Origin of the sequence: Gandjariella thermophila (assembly GCF_005405885.1) — a bacterium.
Taxonomy (GTDB): Bacteria; Actinomycetota; Actinomycetes; order Mycobacteriales; family Pseudonocardiaceae; genus Gandjariella; species Gandjariella thermophila.
The window spans coordinates 36902-53452 of the sequence record NZ_BJFL01000033.1 but is presented as its reverse complement, the minus strand read 5'-3'; the positions used below and the strand labels follow the sequence as shown (position 1 = coordinate 53452).

Here is a 16551-nt window from a genome sequence, read left to right as displayed (position 1 = left end):
AGAACTGGAAGATACTTGCCACCGGCTTTCGAGGGCGCCTCGCCGAGCTTCCGAATGTCATCCGAATCGTCACCGCACTGGAGTTCTACCGACTTGGCTGGTAAGGGCTCTGAATAACGCTCTGAGATGATGCGGCGAACATTCTGCTATGGGCCGGCGGATGCGACGCTGGCCAATTCTTCCGTTTGATCACCGTTATTCCGGTGCGCGGAAGTACCTGCGCTCCGCCTTACCTCCCGCCGAGGTGAACACCGCGACGGTCGGCCCGCTGACGGAAAGCGGCAAACACCCCGCCACTGGATGCGGGGTCCGGTCGTTGAGCCTGCCGTACACCCGTTGTCCTCAGCGGACACGGGGAAACCGCGATCGTGGAGGTGACGTGGAAATCCGGCGGTCGGAGAAGACGAGGCGGGCAAGGCGGGCGAGACGCTGGCGTTCCGGCGCTCGCGCGGCCGCGGTCGGCGCGGTGCTGGTGTCCACCGTCCCGCTGTTACCGGCGCAGAGCGGCACGAGGGCCGGCCTCGCCGCGGCCGGCGATCCGGACCCGCGCGCCCCGGAGGTTCGGGCCGCCGCGCCCGATCCGCGCGGGCCGTACCCGCTGCCCCAGCCTCCGGATCCGGCCCAGCCTGGCGCCCCGACCAGCCCGATCGCCGCCGGCTCGGCGAGCGGCATTCCGGCCCCGGTGCTGGCCGCCTACCAGTCGGCGGACCGCGCGGAGTCGTTTCTCCAGCCGCGCTGCCACCTGCGCTGGTGGATGCTCGCCGGGATCGGCCGGGTGGAGAGCAACCACGCCGGGGGCGGTCGGGTCGACGCGTCCGGCCGCACGCTGACGCCGATCCTCGGTCCGCGGCTGGACGGCGGCAACGGGTTCGCGGCGGTCCCGGACACCGACGGCGGCGCGCTGGACGGCGACCGGGTGTGGGACCGGGCGGTCGGGCCGATGCAGTTCATCCCGGGCGCCTGGCGGCGGTTCGGCGCGGACGGCAGCGGCGACGGGGTGGCCGACCCGAACAACGTGTTCGACGCGGCGATGTCGGCCGCGCGCTACCTGTGCGACGGCGGGCCCGACCTGAACGACCCGGGTCAACTCGCCGCGGCCGCCTACCGGTACAACCCGTCGGCCGCCTACGTGCAGGCCGTGCTGCTGTGGATGCGGCTGTACGCGGCCGGGATCGCGGTGGCCCCGGTGGGCACGCTGGCCGTCGCGGCCGCCGACGGGCGCCCCGCGGCGCCGCCCGGCCCGGCCCCGGCCGCCGAAGCGGCGCCCCCGCCGCCTCCGGCCGGCGACAACCGGCCGCCACCGCGGGGCTCGGGCGGCGACCGGCCCGGCGGCAACCCGCCGCCGGGGCCGGCGCCGCTGGACCCGCGGTGCCTGGCCGACCTGCGGGCGCTCGGCCTGGACCCGGTGAAGCTGGGCCTGCGCACCGACGCGCAGTGCCACGACTACCTGCTCACCGTTGGTCCACTGCGGATCGGCGGAAGCCCGGCGGCCACCACCGGGACCGGCGCGCCGCCGCCCAACACCGGTAAGCCGGCGGAAAGCGGGGCAAGCGGCCTGCTGGGGACCGGTCAGGCGCAGCCCGGCTGAGCCGTCCCGGAACCGTCGGCGGGGACCTCGACCTGGACGTTCGCCCAGGTACGAGGCCCCCGCCGACGGAGTTCCCCGGTGCTGAGTAGCCCCCAGGTACCCTCAGACCCGGTTGTCCGCTGAAGCGGACGATCTCGCACCATCATCATAAGCTCCTGCTGGCGGTGCTTGTCAACTATGGCGAACTCATTGACAATTGGGCGACCGCCATGGTTCGCCATGGCGGACGGAACCGTGTTCCGGACCGCCTGTCGACCCCAAGGAAACCCGCCATGGATCTCGGTCAGCGCGCGCACCGCCCAGCGGAGGGCCAGCTCGCGCGAAAGATCAACCACCTGATCGCCACGCTGTACCCGGACGAGCGCACCCGCCCGGGGTTCGCCAAGCTGGCGCAGAAGATCCGCGAGACCACCGGGTCGGCCATCTCCAGCACGTACCTCTGGGAGCTGGCGACCGGCAAGAAGCACAACCTCACGCAGAGCACGTTGACCACGTTGGCGGAGTTCTTCGGGGTGCCCAGGGAGTACTTTCTCAACGACGAGGTCGCGGCCCGGGTGGACAGCCAGCTCGAACTCGCTCTCGCGCTGCGCAACCAGAAGGTGCGCTCGATCGCGCTGCGAGCCGAGGGGCTGTCGGACGAGACGCTGGACTCGATCCTGACCATGCTCAGCCAGGCGCGGAAGATCGAGAAGCTGCCTCCGCTGGAGGGCGAGCGTGAGCGGCCGGGATCGGACGGTTGACCATCCGGCATACTGCTCGGCACGCGTTCCACCGCTGCGGGACGGGGGATGACGGCGAGGACATGACCACACGGCAGGTCCGGAGGAGATGCCGGGCGCTGGTCAACGGGCTTCGCTTACCGCGGCCTTTCACGGTGGAGGCCCTGGTCGCCGAACTCGCCGAGCGCCGCGGCCGGCCGATCGAGCTACGCGTGCTGCCCGCCGGGGCCGCCGGCAGCGCCTGCGGCCTGTGGATCGGCACCGCCACCCGTGACGAGATCTTCGTCGAGGAGAACACCTCCTCGTTCCACCGGGAACACATCGTGCTGCACGAGATCGGCCACATGCTCTGCGAGCACGAGGCCGGCCACTCCGACGAGCACGGCACGATCCGCCAGCTGCTTCCGGACCTCAGCCCGGCGCTGATCAGCCGGATCCTGGGGCGCACCAACTACACCAGCGAGCAGGAGCAGGAGGCCGAACTCGTGGCCAGCCTCATCCGCACCGCGGCGGCGGCGCTCGCGCCACCGCCGTCGGCCGGCGTGCGCGGGGAACTCGAGATCGCCCTCGGAATCCGGGAGTAGCGGCGTGAACATCGCGTCCCTTTACCACGCCGGCACCCAGGTGGAGTTGTCCGGCGCGGCGGCGATGTGGGTGGTCATCTTCCTGCGGCTGCCCGGCGCGCTGCGGTCCCGGCAGCAGCGCATGCTGCTGTTCGCGGTGATCGGTCTGGCCGGCTCGATCACGGTGTACCTGGACCCGGTCACCGCGCTGATCAACCGGAACCTGGTGTTCGCGCAGAGCTGCGGCCTGTTCATGAACGCGTGGGGTGTGTTCAGCGCCGCGCTCATCCTGGACTTCGTGCTGGCCGCCACCGCGGACCGTCGCCCGTGGACGGTCTACGGGTTGATGGCCGCCACGATCGCCGCGCTGGTCACCCTCAACTTCACCGTCGCGCCGCACTCCGGCTGTGTCACCTCGCGGTTCGTGCCGTGGTACAGCCCGTTCTGGTGGTTGCTGATCGCCGCGCACCTGGTCGCGGTCATCCCGTGCGCCGTCCTGTGTGGACGGTACGCGTACCGGGCGAGGGAGGACCGGCCGCTGCGCGCCGGCCTGGCGCTGCTCGCCGCCGGCTTCACCTCCTCGGCGGCGTTCTGGACCGTGGTGCTCGGCTTCCTGCTGGCCCGCCCGGCCTGGCTGGGCGCGCTGTTCCCGCTCAACATCGGTGTCACCGCGTGGCTGACCACGGCAGGCGCCTCGCTGCCGCTGGTCCTGGAGGCCCGCCGGTGGACCGGCAACATGGCCGCCCTGTGGCGGCTGTGGCCGCTGTGGCGGGACCTGGTGCGCACCGTTCCGCACGTCGCGCTGAGCCCGCCGGGTGTCCGGGTCCGTGACCTGTTCGGCGGTCCGCGCACCACCTACCTTCGGCTGTACCGGCGGGTGATCGAGATCCGGGACGCCATCCTGATCCTCGCCGACCACGTGGACACCGAAACCGTCGAGCGGGCCCGCGCCCATGTCGCCGCGCACGGCGTGCCGGAGGGCGAGATCGAAGCCGCCGTCACCGCCTGCTGGCTGCAGTTCGCCAGCCGGGCCAGAGCGGCTGGCGAGGACACCCGGCCCGGTCCGCACCCGCGTACCGCCCCGCAGGGTGACGACCTGCCCGCGGAGATCGCGTTCCTGCTGGCCGTGGTGCGTGCCCGCGGTGGCGCGGCGGTGGCGTCCTTCGACCCGAGCGAACAGAATGCCGAGAAACGACAGGGGGAGCAGCGCGGTGGCCGACGGCACCAGGGCGACCAGCACGTACCAGACCAGCATGTTGAGCAAGGACTCGCCGGGGGAGCGGGAGCGGCTGGCGTCCATCCAGCGGAGCGTGGACGCGTACACCACCGGGATACTCCGTGACCTCGGGATCACCGAGTCCTGGGACTGCCTGGAACTCGGCGCTGGCGCCGGGTCCGTCGCCTACTGGCTGGCCGGGCAGTGTCCGGGCGGGCGGGTGGTGGCCGTCGACGTGGACACCCGGTACCTGGCCCCGGACCGGGCACCGAACCTGGAGGTCCAGCAGGCCGACATCACCGACCGCGGTTACCGGCCCGGCAGCTTCGACCTGATCCACGCCCGCTACCTGTTCTGCCACCTGCCCGGCCGGGACGAGGTGATCGCCAGGGCGGCCGGCTGGCTCAAGCCCGGCGGCTGGCTGGTCGTCGCGGACCCCTACCAGCTCGCCCCGGAGACCTCGCCGTTCCCTCTCGTCCGCCGGCTCATGGCCGCCTACCAGCGCAAGTACGCCGCGCACGGGGCCGATCTGACCTGGGCGCGCGGCCTGCCCGCGGTGCTGGCTCGCAGCGGCCTCACCGAGGTCGGTTTCACCGGCAACCTCGCCTGCATGGGCAACGGCGCCAGGGACCGGTGGCGGCCGCTGATCAGCCAGGCCGGCCCGGCCATGGTGGAGGACGGCCTGATCGACCAGGCGGACCTGGACGGCTTCTTCGCTCTGCTGGACGATCCGGCCTTCGTGGACATCCCTCAGGTCACCATCTACGCCTGGGGTCGCCGACCTGCCGATGAGGAGTCAGCCGCGTGAGTGGGTAGTCCATCCACGAGGAGGTGCCCGATGCCGCAACCACGGGGAGCCGAGCTGGAGCGGGTCCGTGCCCGGCGTGAGGAACTGCGCGCGGAGTACCTGCGACCGGCCGAGTCGCGGCCGGCCACGCCGGTGCGGGGCGTCCACCACATCGCGCTGATCTGCCGGGACGTCGAGCGGACCATCCGGTTCTACCAGGAGTTTCTCGGCTTCCCGCTGGTGGAACTGGTGGAGAACCGGGACTACGCGGGCTCCAGCCACTTCTTCTTCGACATCGGCAACGGCAACCTGCTCGGGTTCTTCGACTTCCCCGGGCACGACCACCCCGACTTCATGGAAACCATCGGCGCGGTGCAGCACATCGCGCTGTCCACCTCCGCAGAGCACTTCGCGGAGATCAAAGCCAAGCTGGACGCCGAGGGGATCGAGTACCTCGGCCCGGACCGCGGCGTGGAGAACAGCCTCTACATCCGCGACCCGAACGGCGTCGGCATCGAGTTCTACCGCGAGGAACTCGGCCGCTTCGAGGGCCGGCCCCTGCTCGACAGGTGAGCGCGCGGACCGAGCCGCCGCGTTGACCGCGGATCGGGCCGCGCCTACGTTCGCGGCGTGACGGACACGCCACTGGTGCCCCGCTACGGCGACGGCGCGCTCGCCGACGTGCTGCCCTCCGTACTCGCCGCCCTCGGCGTACCCGGTGGGCGCAACCCGCTCGGGCTGGCCCCGCTGCGCGCGGCCTGTGTCCTGCTCGTCGACGGGCTGGGCTGGCGGCTGCTGCGCGAGCACGCCGCGCACGCCCCATTCCTGGCCGAGCTGGCCGAGGGCCGCGAGCCGATCACCGCCGGGTTCCCGGCCACCACCGCGACCAGCGTTACCGCGATCGGCACGGGCTCGCCCACCGGCGCGCACGGCATCGTCGGCTACACGTTCCGCACCCCGGACGGCGACCTGCTGGACGTCCTCGGTTGGACCACGCACGGTCAGGGCAAGAAGGTGGACCTGCGGGAGAAGTTCGTGCCGGAGAACGCCCAACCGGCACCGACCGCGCTGGAGCGGGCCGCCGCGGACGGCGTGCGCGTGCGGCTCGCGGTGCCCCACCAGTTCCAGGGCAGCGGCCTCACCCGGGCGGCGCTCCGCGGCGGGGAGACCAGCGGGGTCTTCGCGCTGGGCGACCTGGCGGTGGCCGCGGCCGCGGCACTCGACGCGGACGGGCGCCGGCTCTGCTACGCCTACCACGGCGATCTCGACCTGCTCGGGCACGTCTACGGCCCGGGATCGCTGGCCTGGCGGCTGCAACTGGAGCACATCGACCGGCTGGCCGCCACCATCGCCGAGGCACTGCCCGCGGACGCCGCCCTGGTGGTGGTCGCCGACCACGGCATGGTCACCGTGCCCGAGGAGAACCGCGTCGACGTCGACACCGAGCCGGCGCTGACCGAGGGCGTCCGGTTGGTGGGCGGCGAGGTACGGGTGCGGCACGTCTACGCCGAACCGGGCGCCACCGCCGACGTGCACGCCGCCTGGCGGGACGTGCTCGGCGACCGCGCCTGGGTGCTCACCCGCGACGAGGCCGTCGACGCCGGCTGGTTCGGCCCGGAGGTCGCCGACCACGCCCGGCAGCGCATCGGCGACCTCGTGGTCGCCTGCCGGGGCCGTACCGGAATCGTCCGGTCCGCCGTCGAGCCGATCCTGACCCGGATGCTCGGCCAGCACGGCTCGCTCACCGCGGACGAGCAACTCGTGCCGCTGCTGGTCCACCGCTCGTGAGATCATTGGCCCGGCCTGCTTTCGCCGGGTGGAACCGGCCTCGCGGCCCGCTCCCCGCGCCGCCCGGGCGACTGTTCTGACGAGTCGGTGCACGCGTGTAACCGGAGATGTCATATGTTGCCGCGCGGGCCGGGGACCGCACGGCACCGCGACGTACCCTCAATGCGTGACTGTCGACCTGTCGGTGACCGAGGACGAGGTCAACCTCCAAGGGCGGGACGCCCCGGCGCTGGCCAGTGGTGCCTCGGCCCGCCGGCCACCTCGGCTGCTGCTGACCCTGCTCGGCGACTACTGGTGGCGGCGCACCGAATCGCTGCCGTCGGCCGGCATCGTCACCCTGCTCGCCGAGTTCGGGGTGAGCGACGCGGCGGCGCGGGCCGCGTTGAGCCGGCTGGTGCGCAACGGCCTGCTGGTCACCTCGAAGCAGGGGCGGCGGACGTTCCACCGGCTGAGCGACCGCGCGGCCGCGATCCTGGACGACGGCGCGCGGCGCATCTTCTCCTTCGGACGGTCCACACCGGACTGGGACGGCATGTGGAGCGTGGTCGCGTTCTCCATCCCGGAGCACAGCCGCGCGTCCCGCCATCTGCTGCGGGAACAGTTGCGGTGGCTGGGCTTCGCGCCGCTGTACGACGGCGTCTGGGTGTCGCCTCGCGACCACACCGCCGAGGCGACCGAGCGGCTCGCCGAGTTGGGCGTCGACGCGGCCACCGTGTTCCGGGCGACGACGGTGCCCGGGATGCCCGACGGTGGCCTGCCACAGCACGCGTGGGACCTCGACGTGCTGCGGGCCGAGTACGACTCCTTCATCGCGCGGACGCGGGCGCTGCGGGAACGGACTCTCGCCGGGACGGTGTCGCCGAGCGAGGCGTTGGTCGCCCGCACCGAGGTGATGAACCAGTGGCGGAGCTTCCCGGGCCTGGATCCGGAACTGCCCGACGAGTTGCTGCCCGAAGGATGGCCACGGGCGGAGGCCCGGGAACTGTTCGTTTCCACGTATGACGCCCTCGGTCCGCTGGCGGAACACCGCGTGCGCCAGATCCTTGCCCGCTACACGCCCGAGCTTGCCCCGCTGGCCACACACCATCGCTCCGACGCGACGGCGGTGGGCTGACGGCCGCGCGGTGGCGGCCAAGGCGCCACCCTCACGGAGCGACGTTCTCGATCGGGAAGAGGGTAGGCGGCAGGGCGCCTTCGTAAGTGAGCAGCCAGCGAATCGCGGAACGGTGGCCCGCGCCTTGGCCAGGTCAACGGCCGGCTGCGGCAGCCGTGGATGCCGGACCGCGTAGGTCCACAGCGCGGCGAAGCTGACTCCCATGAGCGTCATCGCCACGCCGAGCGTGGCCGCGGCGACCTCGGTGTCGTGCCCGGTGGCCCGACTCCACCTCCGGCACCGTGATCTGGAGAACCGGCAGGGTGATCGCCACGGCGAACACGCCGTCGCTGAAGGATTCCAGCCGGGAGGTGTTCGCGTCCATCGGTTCCCCTCGCTCGTTCGGCGGCGGCCACCTCACTCGGCGCCGAGCGTGACCGGTGTGTCCCAGTCGATGTGGTGGTCGTACAGCCAGCCACGGGGGTTTCCTCGGTTCCGATTGAACACCGCGGGCAGCCGGAGTCCACGGAGGATCCGCCGGAGGCGGCCGGGACTCGCGTTCCTGGCCTGCTCCGCGCTGGCCGCCACGAGCCGCTCCACCCGGTTCCGGCGCAGCCGCACGTACGTCTCGAACGCCTCCTCGACACCGGGCAGGTCGCGCAGGCACTTGGCCAGCACGATGCTGTCCTCGACGGCCATCGAGGCGCCCTGCGCGGCCGCGGGGGACGCGGCGTGCGCGGCGTCGCCGGCCAGCACCAGCGGCCCGCGGTACCAGTTCGGCGTGGAGGGAACGTCGTAGGAGTTGCCGCCGATGACGTCGTCCCCGGTCGCGCGGACGATGTCGACGGCGGGGGAGTCGTCCCCGGCGAACGCCTCGATCGCCAGTCGCTTCCACTGCTCACCCGTGGTGTCCTTGCCCCGCTCGGCCCCGGGCAGCCGGGCGAACCACCAGGTCTCGCCGTCCGGCGCGGTGGTGTAACCGAAGAACGCCCGCCTGCCGTAGATCATCCGGTACGCGTCGCTCGCCGGCGGGAACGACGTGGCGCGCGTGTAGCCGTAGAGGATGTTCAGACCGGTGTAGCGGGGCGGTGGCGCGACGGGGTCGATGATCGTCCGCGTGGTCGAGTGGATGCCGTCCGCGCCGACCAGCAGGTCGCCCTCGGCCGTGCTGCCGTCGGCGAAGCCCGCCACCACGCCGCCCGAGACGGTGACCTCGGCGCGCGTCAGCCGCCTGCCGTGTTCCAGGCGAATGCCGCGCCGGGCGGCCTCGTCGTGCAGCACCCGGTACAGCCCGGCGCGCTTGAGCGTGCGCGGGCCATCCGCGCCTCCGCCCAGCGGCCGCGCGCCCACCTGCTTCCCGCCGCGGAACACCTCGATGCTCCGGGCGGGGAAGGAGTTGTCCCGCACCACCTGGTCGGCCTCGACGGCCCGCAGCGCGGTCAGGCCGTTGGGCATGATGGTCAGGAACGCGCCGATGTCGTCGGCCCCGGTCGGATACGCCTCGTAGATCACCGCCTCGATGCCGGCCTTGCGCAGCGCCATCGCGGTGACCGCGCCCGTGATACCCGCACCGATGATCAGCGCCTTCGTCATGGTCCCCCCCGTGATGTCCGCGTCAGCCGTCCTGCCAGCCCCCGCCGAGCTCGCCCACGGAGGTTATCCGGACCACCGCGCCGCCGGCCTCGTCGGATGCCGCGAGATCGACCTCGGCGTTGATGCCCCAGTCGTGGTTCCCGGCCGGGTCGGCGAAGATCTGCCGCACCTCCCACCGGTCGGGCCGCTCGTCCACCAGGAACAGCGCGGGGCCGCGGGCGTCCGGCCCGGTGCCGATCTCCTCGTGCTCGTCGAAGTACGGCTCCACGGCCTCGGCCCACCGCTCGGCGTCCCAGCCGTCGTCCGCGTCCAGTTCGCCCAGCGCCTGGTAGTCCCGCCGGGCGGCGAGCTGCACCCGCCGGAACATCTCGTTGCGCACCAGCACGCGGAACGCCCGCCGATTCGCCGTCACCGCCGGCGGTCCCTGGTCCACCACGTCCGCGCTCGGCGCGGCCTCCGGGTCGAGCAGCCGCTCCCACTCGTCCAGCAGGCTGGAGTCCACCTGGCGGACCAGTTCGCCGAGCCATTCGACCACGTCGTTCAGCTCGTCGGTCTTGGCCTCCTCGGGCACGGTCTGCCGCAGCGCCTTGTACGCGTCGGCCAGGTAGCGCAGCACCACACCCTCGGAGCGGGCCAGCCCGTAGAACCGGATGTACTCGGGGAAGTTCATTGCCCGCTCGTACAGGTCGCGGGCCACCGACTTGGGCGACAGCCGGTGGTCGGCCACCCACGGGTGGCCGCGGCGGTACGTGGTGTAGGCGGCCTCCAGCAGCTCGGCCAGCGGCTGGGGGTAGCTGATGTCGTCGAGCAGTTCCATCCGCTGCTCGTACTCCATGCCCTCGGCCTTCATCTCGGCCATGGCCTCGCCTCTGGCCTTGAACTCCTGCGCCGACAGCACCTGCCGTGGATCGTCCAGAGTGGACTCGATGACGGACAGCACGTCCAGTGGGTAACCGGCGGCTTCCCGGTCCAGCAGGTCGATCGCGGCCAGCGCGAACGGCGACAGCGGCTGGTTGAGCGCGAAGTCGAGTTGCAGGTCGCCGGTGAGCCGGACGATGCGGCCCTGCTCGTCCGGCGGGTCGATCCGCTCGACCACCCCGGCGGCCAGTAAGGCCCGGTAGATGGCGATGGCGCGGAGGATGTGCCTCCGCTGTGCGGGCGGGCTCTCGTGGTTGTCGGTGAGCAGGTGGCGCATGTGCTCGAACGCGTTGCCCGGCCGGGCGATGACGTTCAGCAGCATCGCGTGGGTGACGGTGAAGCTGGAGGTCAGCGGCTCGGGCTCGGCCTCGACCAGCTTCTCGAAGGTTTTCTCGCCCCAGGACACGAACCCCTCGGGCGGCTTCTTGCGCACCACCTTGCGCCGCTTCTTCGGGTCGTCCCCCGCCTTGGCCAGTGCCTTCTCGTTCTCGATCACGTGCTCGGGCGCCTGCACCACGACGTTGCCCACGGTGTCGTAGCCGGCCCGGCCGGCGCGGCCGGCGATCTGGTGGAACTCGCGGGCCTTGAGGTGCCGGGTGCGCGTGCCGTCGAACTTGGTCAGCGCGGTGAACAGCACGGTGCGGATCGGCACGTTGATGCCGACGCCCAGGGTGTCCGTGCCACAGATGATCTTCAGGTGGCCGGCCTGGGCCAGCCGCTCCACCAGCCGCCGGTACCGGGGCAGCATGCCCGCGTGGTGCACGCCGATGCCGTGCCGCACCAGCCGGGACAGCGTTCGGCCGAACCCGGCGGCGAACCGGAAGCCGCCGATCGCCTCGGCGATGGCGTCCTTCTCCGCGCGGGTGCACACGTTGATGCTCATCAGCGCCTGCGCCCGCTCCACCGCCGAGGCCTGGGTGAAGTGCACGACGTAGACGGGCGCGTCGTGGGTGGCGAGCAGTTCCTCCAGCGTCTCGTGCAGCGGCGTGGTGACGTAGCGGAAGTGCAGCGGCACCGGGCGTTCCGCGGAACGCACCGTGGTGGTGACCCGGCCGGTGCGGCGGGTCAGGTCCTTCTCGAAGAAGGTGACGTCGCCGAGCGTGGCGGACATCAGCAGGAACTGCGCGTGCGGCAGTTCCAGCAGCGGTACCTGCCAGGCCCAGCCCCGGTCCGGTTCGGCGTAGAAGTGGAACTCGTCCATCACCACCTGGCCGACGTCGGCATCCGCGCCGTCCCGCAGCGCGATGTTGGCCAGGATCTCCGCGGTGCAGCAGATGATCGGGGCGGATTCGTTGACGCTGGCGTCGCCGGTGAGCATGCCGACGTTGGCCGGGCCGAAGACCTCGCACAGCGCGAAGAACTTCTCCGACACCAGCGCCTTGATCGGCGCGGTGTAGAAGGTGCGGCGGCCGTGCGCGAGGGCGGTGAAGTGCGCACCGGTGGCGACCATGCTCTTGCCGGACCCGGTGGGGGTGCTGAGGATGACGTTGGACCGGGAGACGATCTCGATGAGCGCGTCCTGCTGGGTGGGGTAGAGGGTGAAACCCTGTTTCTCCGCCCAGGAGGAGAAGGCGTCGAAGAGGGCGTCCGGGTCCGGGTTGTCCGGCAACTGGTCGATGAGCGTCATGATGCCTCGATCGTGCCTGGACGGCGCCGGCATCGGTAGCCGGGGTGCCGTTTCCGCCGCTCGCCGTGGCGGACGCGACACCCCGGCCGGTTACGCCCGTTCGGCCAGCTTGCGTTTGAGGATCTTGCCGGTGGCGTTGCGCGGGATGCTCGGTACCAGCAGCACGTCGCGGGGCACCTTGTGCCGGGCCAGCGAGGCGCGCACGAACCGCTTCAACCCCTCCGGGTCGACCTGGGCGCCGGGGATGGGCACCACGAACGCGCGCAACCGCTGGCCGAACTCGGGGTCCGGCACGCCGATCACCGCCACGTCCTTGATCTTGTGGTGCTTCGCGAGCAGGTCCTCCACCTCGCCGGGAAACACGTTCTCCCCGCCGGAGACGATCATGTCGTCTTCCCGGCCGTCGATGAACAGCAGCCCGTTCTCGTCGAAGTGGCCCAGGTCCCCGGTGCCGATCAGCTCGTCGATGACGTCCTTGCGGCCGCCGCCGGTGTAGCCGCCGAAGGCCAGGTCGCTGCCCACGAAGATCCGGCCCACGGTGTTGGGATCCCGGATCGGCCGATCCTGCCGGTCGTACAGCCGCACCGTGCAGTTGCCCGGTGGGCGGCCCACGGTACCCGGCGCCGCCCGCAACTCTCCGGGGGTGGCCACGCTGGCCACCGCCACCTCGGTGGAGCCGTACAGGTTGTAGAGGACGTCGCCGAGCACGTCCATCGCCTGCGTGGCCAGCGCGGTGGGCAGCGCCGAGCCGGAGGTGAGCACGATACGCAGGCTGGACAGGTCGAACCCGGCCAGGGTGTCCGGACCCAGGTCGACGATGCGCTGCAGCATGGTGGGTACCAGCGCCAGCGCCGTGCACCGGTGGTTGTGCAGGGCGCGCACCACGGTCAGGGGGTCGAACCGGCGGCGCACCACCAGCGTGGACCCGAGCGCCAGGGTGAGCACGAACTGGGAGAAGCCCACCCCGTGGAACAGCGGCGCGGCCACGAAGTAACGCTCGCCGGTCTGCAGCGGTACCCGGTCCAGGAAGTCGGCGGCGACCAGGCCGGACTTGAGCTCCCGGCGGGCGCCCTTGGGCCGTCCGGTGGTGCCGCTGGTCAGCAACACCACCGAACCGGGACGTTCCGGCTCCGGCAGGTCGTCGGCGGGCGACTTGCCGATCAGTTCCTCCACCGTCGGCCACCCCGGCCGCGGCGTCTCGGACCAGGCCAGCACCCGGGGCAGGGTCGGGGGCACCTCGCCGAGGGCGGGGAAGAACTCCTCGTCGTGGATCAGCAGTCCCACGTTCTCCCGCCTGACCACGTCGGCCAGCTGCGGCGCGGCCAGCCCGGTGTTGAGCAGCAGCGCGTCGATGCCCAGCTTGGCGCACGCGGCCAGGGTCTCCACCATCCAGCCGTGGTCCCGGCAGAGCACTCCGATGGTCTGCCCGGGGCGGAACCGCCATCGGCGCAGCGACCGGGCCAGCGCGTTCGACCGCCGGTCCAGGTCGGCGTAGGTGGACGAGCCGAGTTCGTCGATCAGGGCCACGGTGTCAGGTGCCATCCGGGCCGCCCGCCGCACCGACCCGGCCAGCGGTCCCCACCGGCGCACCTCGGTCAGTCGGGACAGCGCCTGGCCGAGGTGGGATGGGCGCACCAGGCCCGCCCGGGACAGGACACGGACGCCGTGGATCGCGTGCGCCGACCCGCGGAGGGCCCGAGAGAACGAGTTCACCAGCGCGGTCTCCTTTCCGATCCGGAACCCCGCGGGCCGGCGATGCCTGATGCACTCGCCTGGAACGTCGCGTGGATTCGTCCTATCGGGCTAACGAGCCAGGCGCCCATCCGTCCTTACTGGTTTCTAACGAATGTGTATCCCCGAGATGAGCCGCGAAATCACCAGGCGCTGAATTTCGGAGGTGCCCTCGAAGATCGTGAAGATCTTGGCGTCCCGGTGCATCCGCTCGACCGGGTGCTCCCGGGTGTATCCGGCGCCGCCGAGAATCTGGATCGCCCGCTCGGTGGCCCACACCGCGACCTCGCCGGCCTTGAGCTTGGACATCGAGCCCTCGCCCGCGGTGAACGGCACGTCGTTGCGGCCCATCCAGGCGGCCCGCCACACCAGCAGCCGGGCCGCGTCGATCTCCAGCTTCATGTTGGCCAGGTCGAAGGCGATCGACTGGTTCTCGATGATCTTGCGGCCGAACGCCTCGCGGTCCCTGGCGTACTCCAGCGCGTACTCGTACGCGGCGCGGGCCACGCCGACGGCCATGGCGCCGACCGTGGGCCGGGTGGTCTCGAACGTGGCCATCGCCGCCTGGCCCGCGGAGCTCTTGCCCTCGCGCGCCCTGGCCAGCCGCGCCTCCAGCTTCTCCCGGCCACCGAGCACGCAGCGGCCGGGCACCCGGACGTCGTCGAAGAACACGTCGGCGGTGTTGGACGCGCGCAGCCCGTGCTTCTTGATCTTCTTGGTGGGCCGCACTCCCGGTGTGCCCGGCGGGATGATGAACCCGGCCTGGCCCCGGGCGCCCAGGTCCGGGTCGACCACGGCCATCACCACGTAGACGTTGGCGATGCCGCCGTTGGTGGCCCACGCCTTCTGGCCGTTGATCACCCACTCGTCGGTGGCCTCGTCGTAGCGGGCGCGGGTGCGGTAGCCCGCGACGTCCGAGCCGGCCTGCGGCTCGGAGGCGCAGAACGCGGCCACCTTCGGGTCGTTCTCGTCGCCGAAGCACTGCGGCACCCACTCGGCGAGCTGGTCCGGGTCACCGCCGGCGAAGATGCCCGCGGCGGCCAGGCCGGTACCCATCAGCGACAGCGCGATGCCCGCGTCTCCCCAGAACAGCTCCTCGGTGGCGATGGGCAGGGAGAGGCCCGTCGGGTCGGAGAACCAGGTGGCCAGGGACTCGAAGCCGTACAGGCCGATCTTGGCGGCCTCCTGGATGATCGGCCAGGGGGTCTCCTCGCGCTCGTCCCACTCGCTGGCGGCGGGGCGGATGTACTCCTTGGCGAAGCCGTGTACCCAGTCCCGGAGATCGGTCTGGTCCTCGTTCAACTCGAGGGAGAAACCAGCCATGCGGCGTTTCCTCTTTCGGATCTTCGGATCGCGTGTCTATGCCTTGGGAATGTTGAACAGGCTGGTCAGCCCGGCGGCGAAACCGAGGTCCCCGGCCACCTTCAACTTGCCGCTCATGAACAGAAGCGGCGCGGAGGCGTTGCCGGTGACCAGCTTCAGGAAGTCCACCGGGGACAGCGTCACGGTGCACCGCGGCTCCCGCTCGGGCTCCCGGTTCACCCGGCACGTGCCGTTCTCGATCACCGTCTCGTAGCGGTCATAGCCGTCCTCGCCGGAGCCGCCGGAGATCCGCCAGTGCACGACCGCCCTGGTCGAGCCGGCGCGGTCGGCCCTGAAGTGCACCTCCATCCGGCGGAAGACCTCGTCCAGCACCCTGCGCCGCACCGCCGGCTCGGCGAGCGCGGCATCGATGCCGTCCTTGGACGCGCGGGAGATCAGCCGGGCGAAGTTCTCCGCGCTCAGCCCGTCCAGCCGCAGGGTGGGCGCCCGGTCGGCCAGTTCGGTGATCACGGCCAGCAGGTCGGCGAACTCCCGCTTGCCGAGCTTCTTCGGGTCCACGGCGCCGGCGATGGCGTCGATGTCCAGATCGCCCAGCGCCGCCGGATCGACCGCGCGCAGCGCATCGACGAGCCGCGCGGGGCTGAGCTGGCTCAGGTTCGCGGCGGTCAACTCGGTGTTGGTCATGGCAAACCTCGCTATCTACTCGTGAGTAAGTCTACTCGCCAGTAGGTTAGTCGGACAAGGCGTGGCCGGCGGTGCCCTCCAGGTGCGGCCGGCCGGTCGCCGCGTCATGCACGGCGAACCCCCAGCCGTCCGGCTCCGCCCAGGAGGCGAAGTGCACCGTGGCGGGCAGCAGCACCGGCGCCCTGAACCGCACGTCCACGGTGCAGGCGTCGGGCAGCCGGCCGGCCAGCTCGGCCAGGCAGCGCGCCTTGGTCCACATGCCGTGCGCGATCGCCCGCGGGAAGCCGAACAGCCGCGCGGTCAGCGGGTGCAGGTGGATGGGGTTGCGGTCACCGGACACCGCCGCGTACCGCCGGCCGATGTCGTCGGTGACCCGCCACACCGCGGTCGGTGCGGGCGGCTCGGCGCGCTCGCCGGAGCCCGCCGCGGAGCTGCCGCCGCCACGCCGGAGGTAGGTGCTGACGTCGGTCCACACCTCCTCGCCGGCCACACTGGCCGTGCTGACCACGTCGAGTTGCCGGCCCTTCTCGTGCGGCCGCAGGTTCTCCACCCACACCCGCAGCTCCAGCGGCTCCCCGGCGCGCAGCGGCCGGCGCCGGGTGATCCGGTTGCCGACGTGCACCAGGCCGGGCAGCGGGAACGGGAAGTCGCCGTCGGTCATCAGCCGCATGGCCATGGGAAAGGCCAGCACGTGCGGGTAGGTCAGCGGCAGCTCGTCACCGGCGGTGAAGCCGCAGACCTCGGCGTAACGGGCCAGGTGGCCGGGGTCGACGGTGACCGGGCGTCGCAGGTACTGGGTGGTGGGCAGGCCCTCCCCGCGCCGGCCGAACGCGGTGAGCAGGGCCTTCGGGTAGAGCAGGGCGAGGTTCGGCGGGCCGGCCAGCTCCCGCACGGTCGCCCCGAGATGGTCTGCCATGAAGC

General features: G+C 71.8%; 15 protein-coding genes. 8 read left to right on the top strand and 7 right to left on the bottom strand.

The window, feature by feature from the left end; all coding sequences use genetic code 11:
- The first annotated feature begins 379 nt into the window (after window positions 1-379).
- From FFT21_RS23290 to FFT21_RS23260, 8 genes are all read left to right on the top strand, one after another.
- On the top strand, window positions 380-1588 hold the full coding sequence (locus tag FFT21_RS23290) for a lytic transglycosylase domain-containing protein (protein ID WP_225978672.1): 1209 nt from the start codon (window positions 380-382) through the stop codon (window positions 1586-1588).
- A gap of 272 nt (window positions 1589-1860) precedes the next feature.
- The gene (locus FFT21_RS23285; protein WP_137816066.1) at window positions 1861-2328 is read left to right on the top strand and encodes a hypothetical protein; all 468 of its coding nucleotides are present in this window, start codon (window positions 1861-1863) and stop codon (window positions 2326-2328) included.
- A gap of 134 nt (window positions 2329-2462) precedes the next feature.
- A complete protein-coding gene (locus tag FFT21_RS23280) occupies window positions 2463-2891 on the top strand; it encodes a zinc metalloprotease (RefSeq protein WP_225978671.1) in 429 nt (142 codons plus the stop codon).
- A gap of 4 nt (window positions 2892-2895) precedes the next feature.
- Window positions 2896-4212 (top strand): MAB_1171c family putative transporter, encoded by a 1317-nt coding sequence (locus FFT21_RS29290; RefSeq protein ID WP_192909704.1) that lies wholly within the window; start codon window positions 2896-2898, stop codon window positions 4210-4212.
- Window positions 4124-4894: a class I SAM-dependent methyltransferase gene (locus FFT21_RS23275; RefSeq protein ID WP_192909703.1), complete on the top strand. Its 771-nt coding sequence runs from the start codon at window positions 4124-4126 to the stop codon at window positions 4892-4894. The genes FFT21_RS29290 and FFT21_RS23275 overlap by 89 nt, the downstream gene beginning before the upstream one ends.
- A gap of 30 nt (window positions 4895-4924) precedes the next feature.
- The gene (locus FFT21_RS23270; protein WP_137816063.1) at window positions 4925-5446 is read left to right on the top strand and encodes a VOC family protein; all 522 of its coding nucleotides are present in this window, start codon (window positions 4925-4927) and stop codon (window positions 5444-5446) included.
- A gap of 57 nt (window positions 5447-5503) precedes the next feature.
- The gene (locus FFT21_RS23265; RefSeq protein WP_192909702.1) at window positions 5504-6661 is read left to right on the top strand and encodes an alkaline phosphatase family protein; all 1158 of its coding nucleotides are present in this window, start codon (window positions 5504-5506) and stop codon (window positions 6659-6661) included.
- Between the two features lie 166 nt (window positions 6662-6827).
- Window positions 6828-7775 carry a PaaX family transcriptional regulator gene (locus FFT21_RS23260; RefSeq protein ID WP_225978670.1) on the top strand — a complete coding sequence of 316 codons (948 nt, stop codon included), beginning with the start codon at window positions 6828-6830 and terminating at the stop codon, window positions 7773-7775.
- Between the two features lie 133 nt (window positions 7776-7908).
- On the opposite strand, the gene FFT21_RS30760 is transcribed toward FFT21_RS23260, so the two are convergent.
- From FFT21_RS30760 to FFT21_RS23225, 7 genes are all read right to left on the bottom strand, one after another.
- Window positions 7909-8139 (bottom strand): TMEM175 family protein, encoded by a 231-nt coding sequence (locus FFT21_RS30760; protein WP_137816062.1) that lies wholly within the window; start codon window positions 8137-8139, stop codon window positions 7909-7911.
- 32 nt (window positions 8140-8171) lie between these two features.
- Window positions 8172-9347: an FAD-dependent monooxygenase gene (locus FFT21_RS23250; protein WP_137816061.1), complete on the bottom strand. Its 1176-nt coding sequence runs from the start codon at window positions 9345-9347 to the stop codon at window positions 8172-8174.
- A 22-nt stretch (window positions 9348-9369) separates the two neighbouring features.
- Entirely contained in the window at window positions 9370-11892 is a 2523-nt protein-coding gene (locus FFT21_RS23245) for a DEAD/DEAH box helicase (RefSeq protein ID WP_137816060.1), read from the bottom strand.
- A 90-nt stretch (window positions 11893-11982) separates the two neighbouring features.
- The gene (locus FFT21_RS23240; protein WP_137816059.1) at window positions 11983-13605 is read right to left on the bottom strand and encodes an AMP-binding protein; all 1623 of its coding nucleotides are present in this window, start codon (window positions 13603-13605) and stop codon (window positions 11983-11985) included.
- A gap of 126 nt (window positions 13606-13731) precedes the next feature.
- Window positions 13732-14946, bottom strand: coding sequence for an acyl-CoA dehydrogenase family protein (locus FFT21_RS23235; protein WP_137816058.1), 1215 nt, complete (start codon window positions 14944-14946; stop codon window positions 13732-13734).
- A gap of 36 nt (window positions 14947-14982) precedes the next feature.
- On the bottom strand, window positions 14983-15630 hold the full coding sequence (locus FFT21_RS23230; RefSeq protein ID WP_137816057.1) for an SCP2 sterol-binding domain-containing protein: 648 nt from the start codon (window positions 15628-15630) through the stop codon (window positions 14983-14985).
- A 46-nt stretch (window positions 15631-15676) separates the two neighbouring features.
- On the bottom strand, window positions 15677-16546 hold the full coding sequence (locus FFT21_RS23225; protein WP_137816056.1) for a MaoC family dehydratase: 870 nt from the start codon (window positions 16544-16546) through the stop codon (window positions 15677-15679).
- Between the last annotated feature and the right edge of the window lie 5 nt (window positions 16547-16551).

Coding starts and splice junctions, on each gene's coding strand:
- FFT21_RS23285 (WP_137816066.1), top strand. CDS start 1,861: ATGGATCTCGGTCAGCGCGCGCACCGCCCAGCGGAGGGCCAGCTCGCG.
- FFT21_RS23275 (WP_192909703.1), top strand. CDS start 4,124: ATGTTGAGCAAGGACTCGCCGGGGGAGCGGGAGCGGCTGGCGTCCATC.
- FFT21_RS23270 (WP_137816063.1), top strand. CDS start 4,925: ATGCCGCAACCACGGGGAGCCGAGCTGGAGCGGGTCCGTGCCCGGCGT.
- FFT21_RS30760 (WP_137816062.1), bottom strand. CDS start 8,139: ATGGACGCGAACACCTCCCGGCTGGAATCCTTCAGCGACGGCGTGTTC.
- FFT21_RS23250 (WP_137816061.1), bottom strand. CDS start 9,347: ATGACGAAGGCGCTGATCATCGGTGCGGGTATCACGGGCGCGGTCACC.
- FFT21_RS23245 (WP_137816060.1), bottom strand. CDS start 11,892: ATGACGCTCATCGACCAGTTGCCGGACAACCCGGACCCGGACGCCCTC.
- FFT21_RS23235 (WP_137816058.1), bottom strand. CDS start 14,946: ATGGCTGGTTTCTCCCTCGAGTTGAACGAGGACCAGACCGATCTCCGG.
- FFT21_RS23230 (WP_137816057.1), bottom strand. CDS start 15,630: ATGACCAACACCGAGTTGACCGCCGCGAACCTGAGCCAGCTCAGCCCC.
- FFT21_RS23225 (WP_137816056.1), bottom strand. CDS start 16,546: ATGGCAGACCATCTCGGGGCGACCGTGCGGGAGCTGGCCGGCCCGCCG.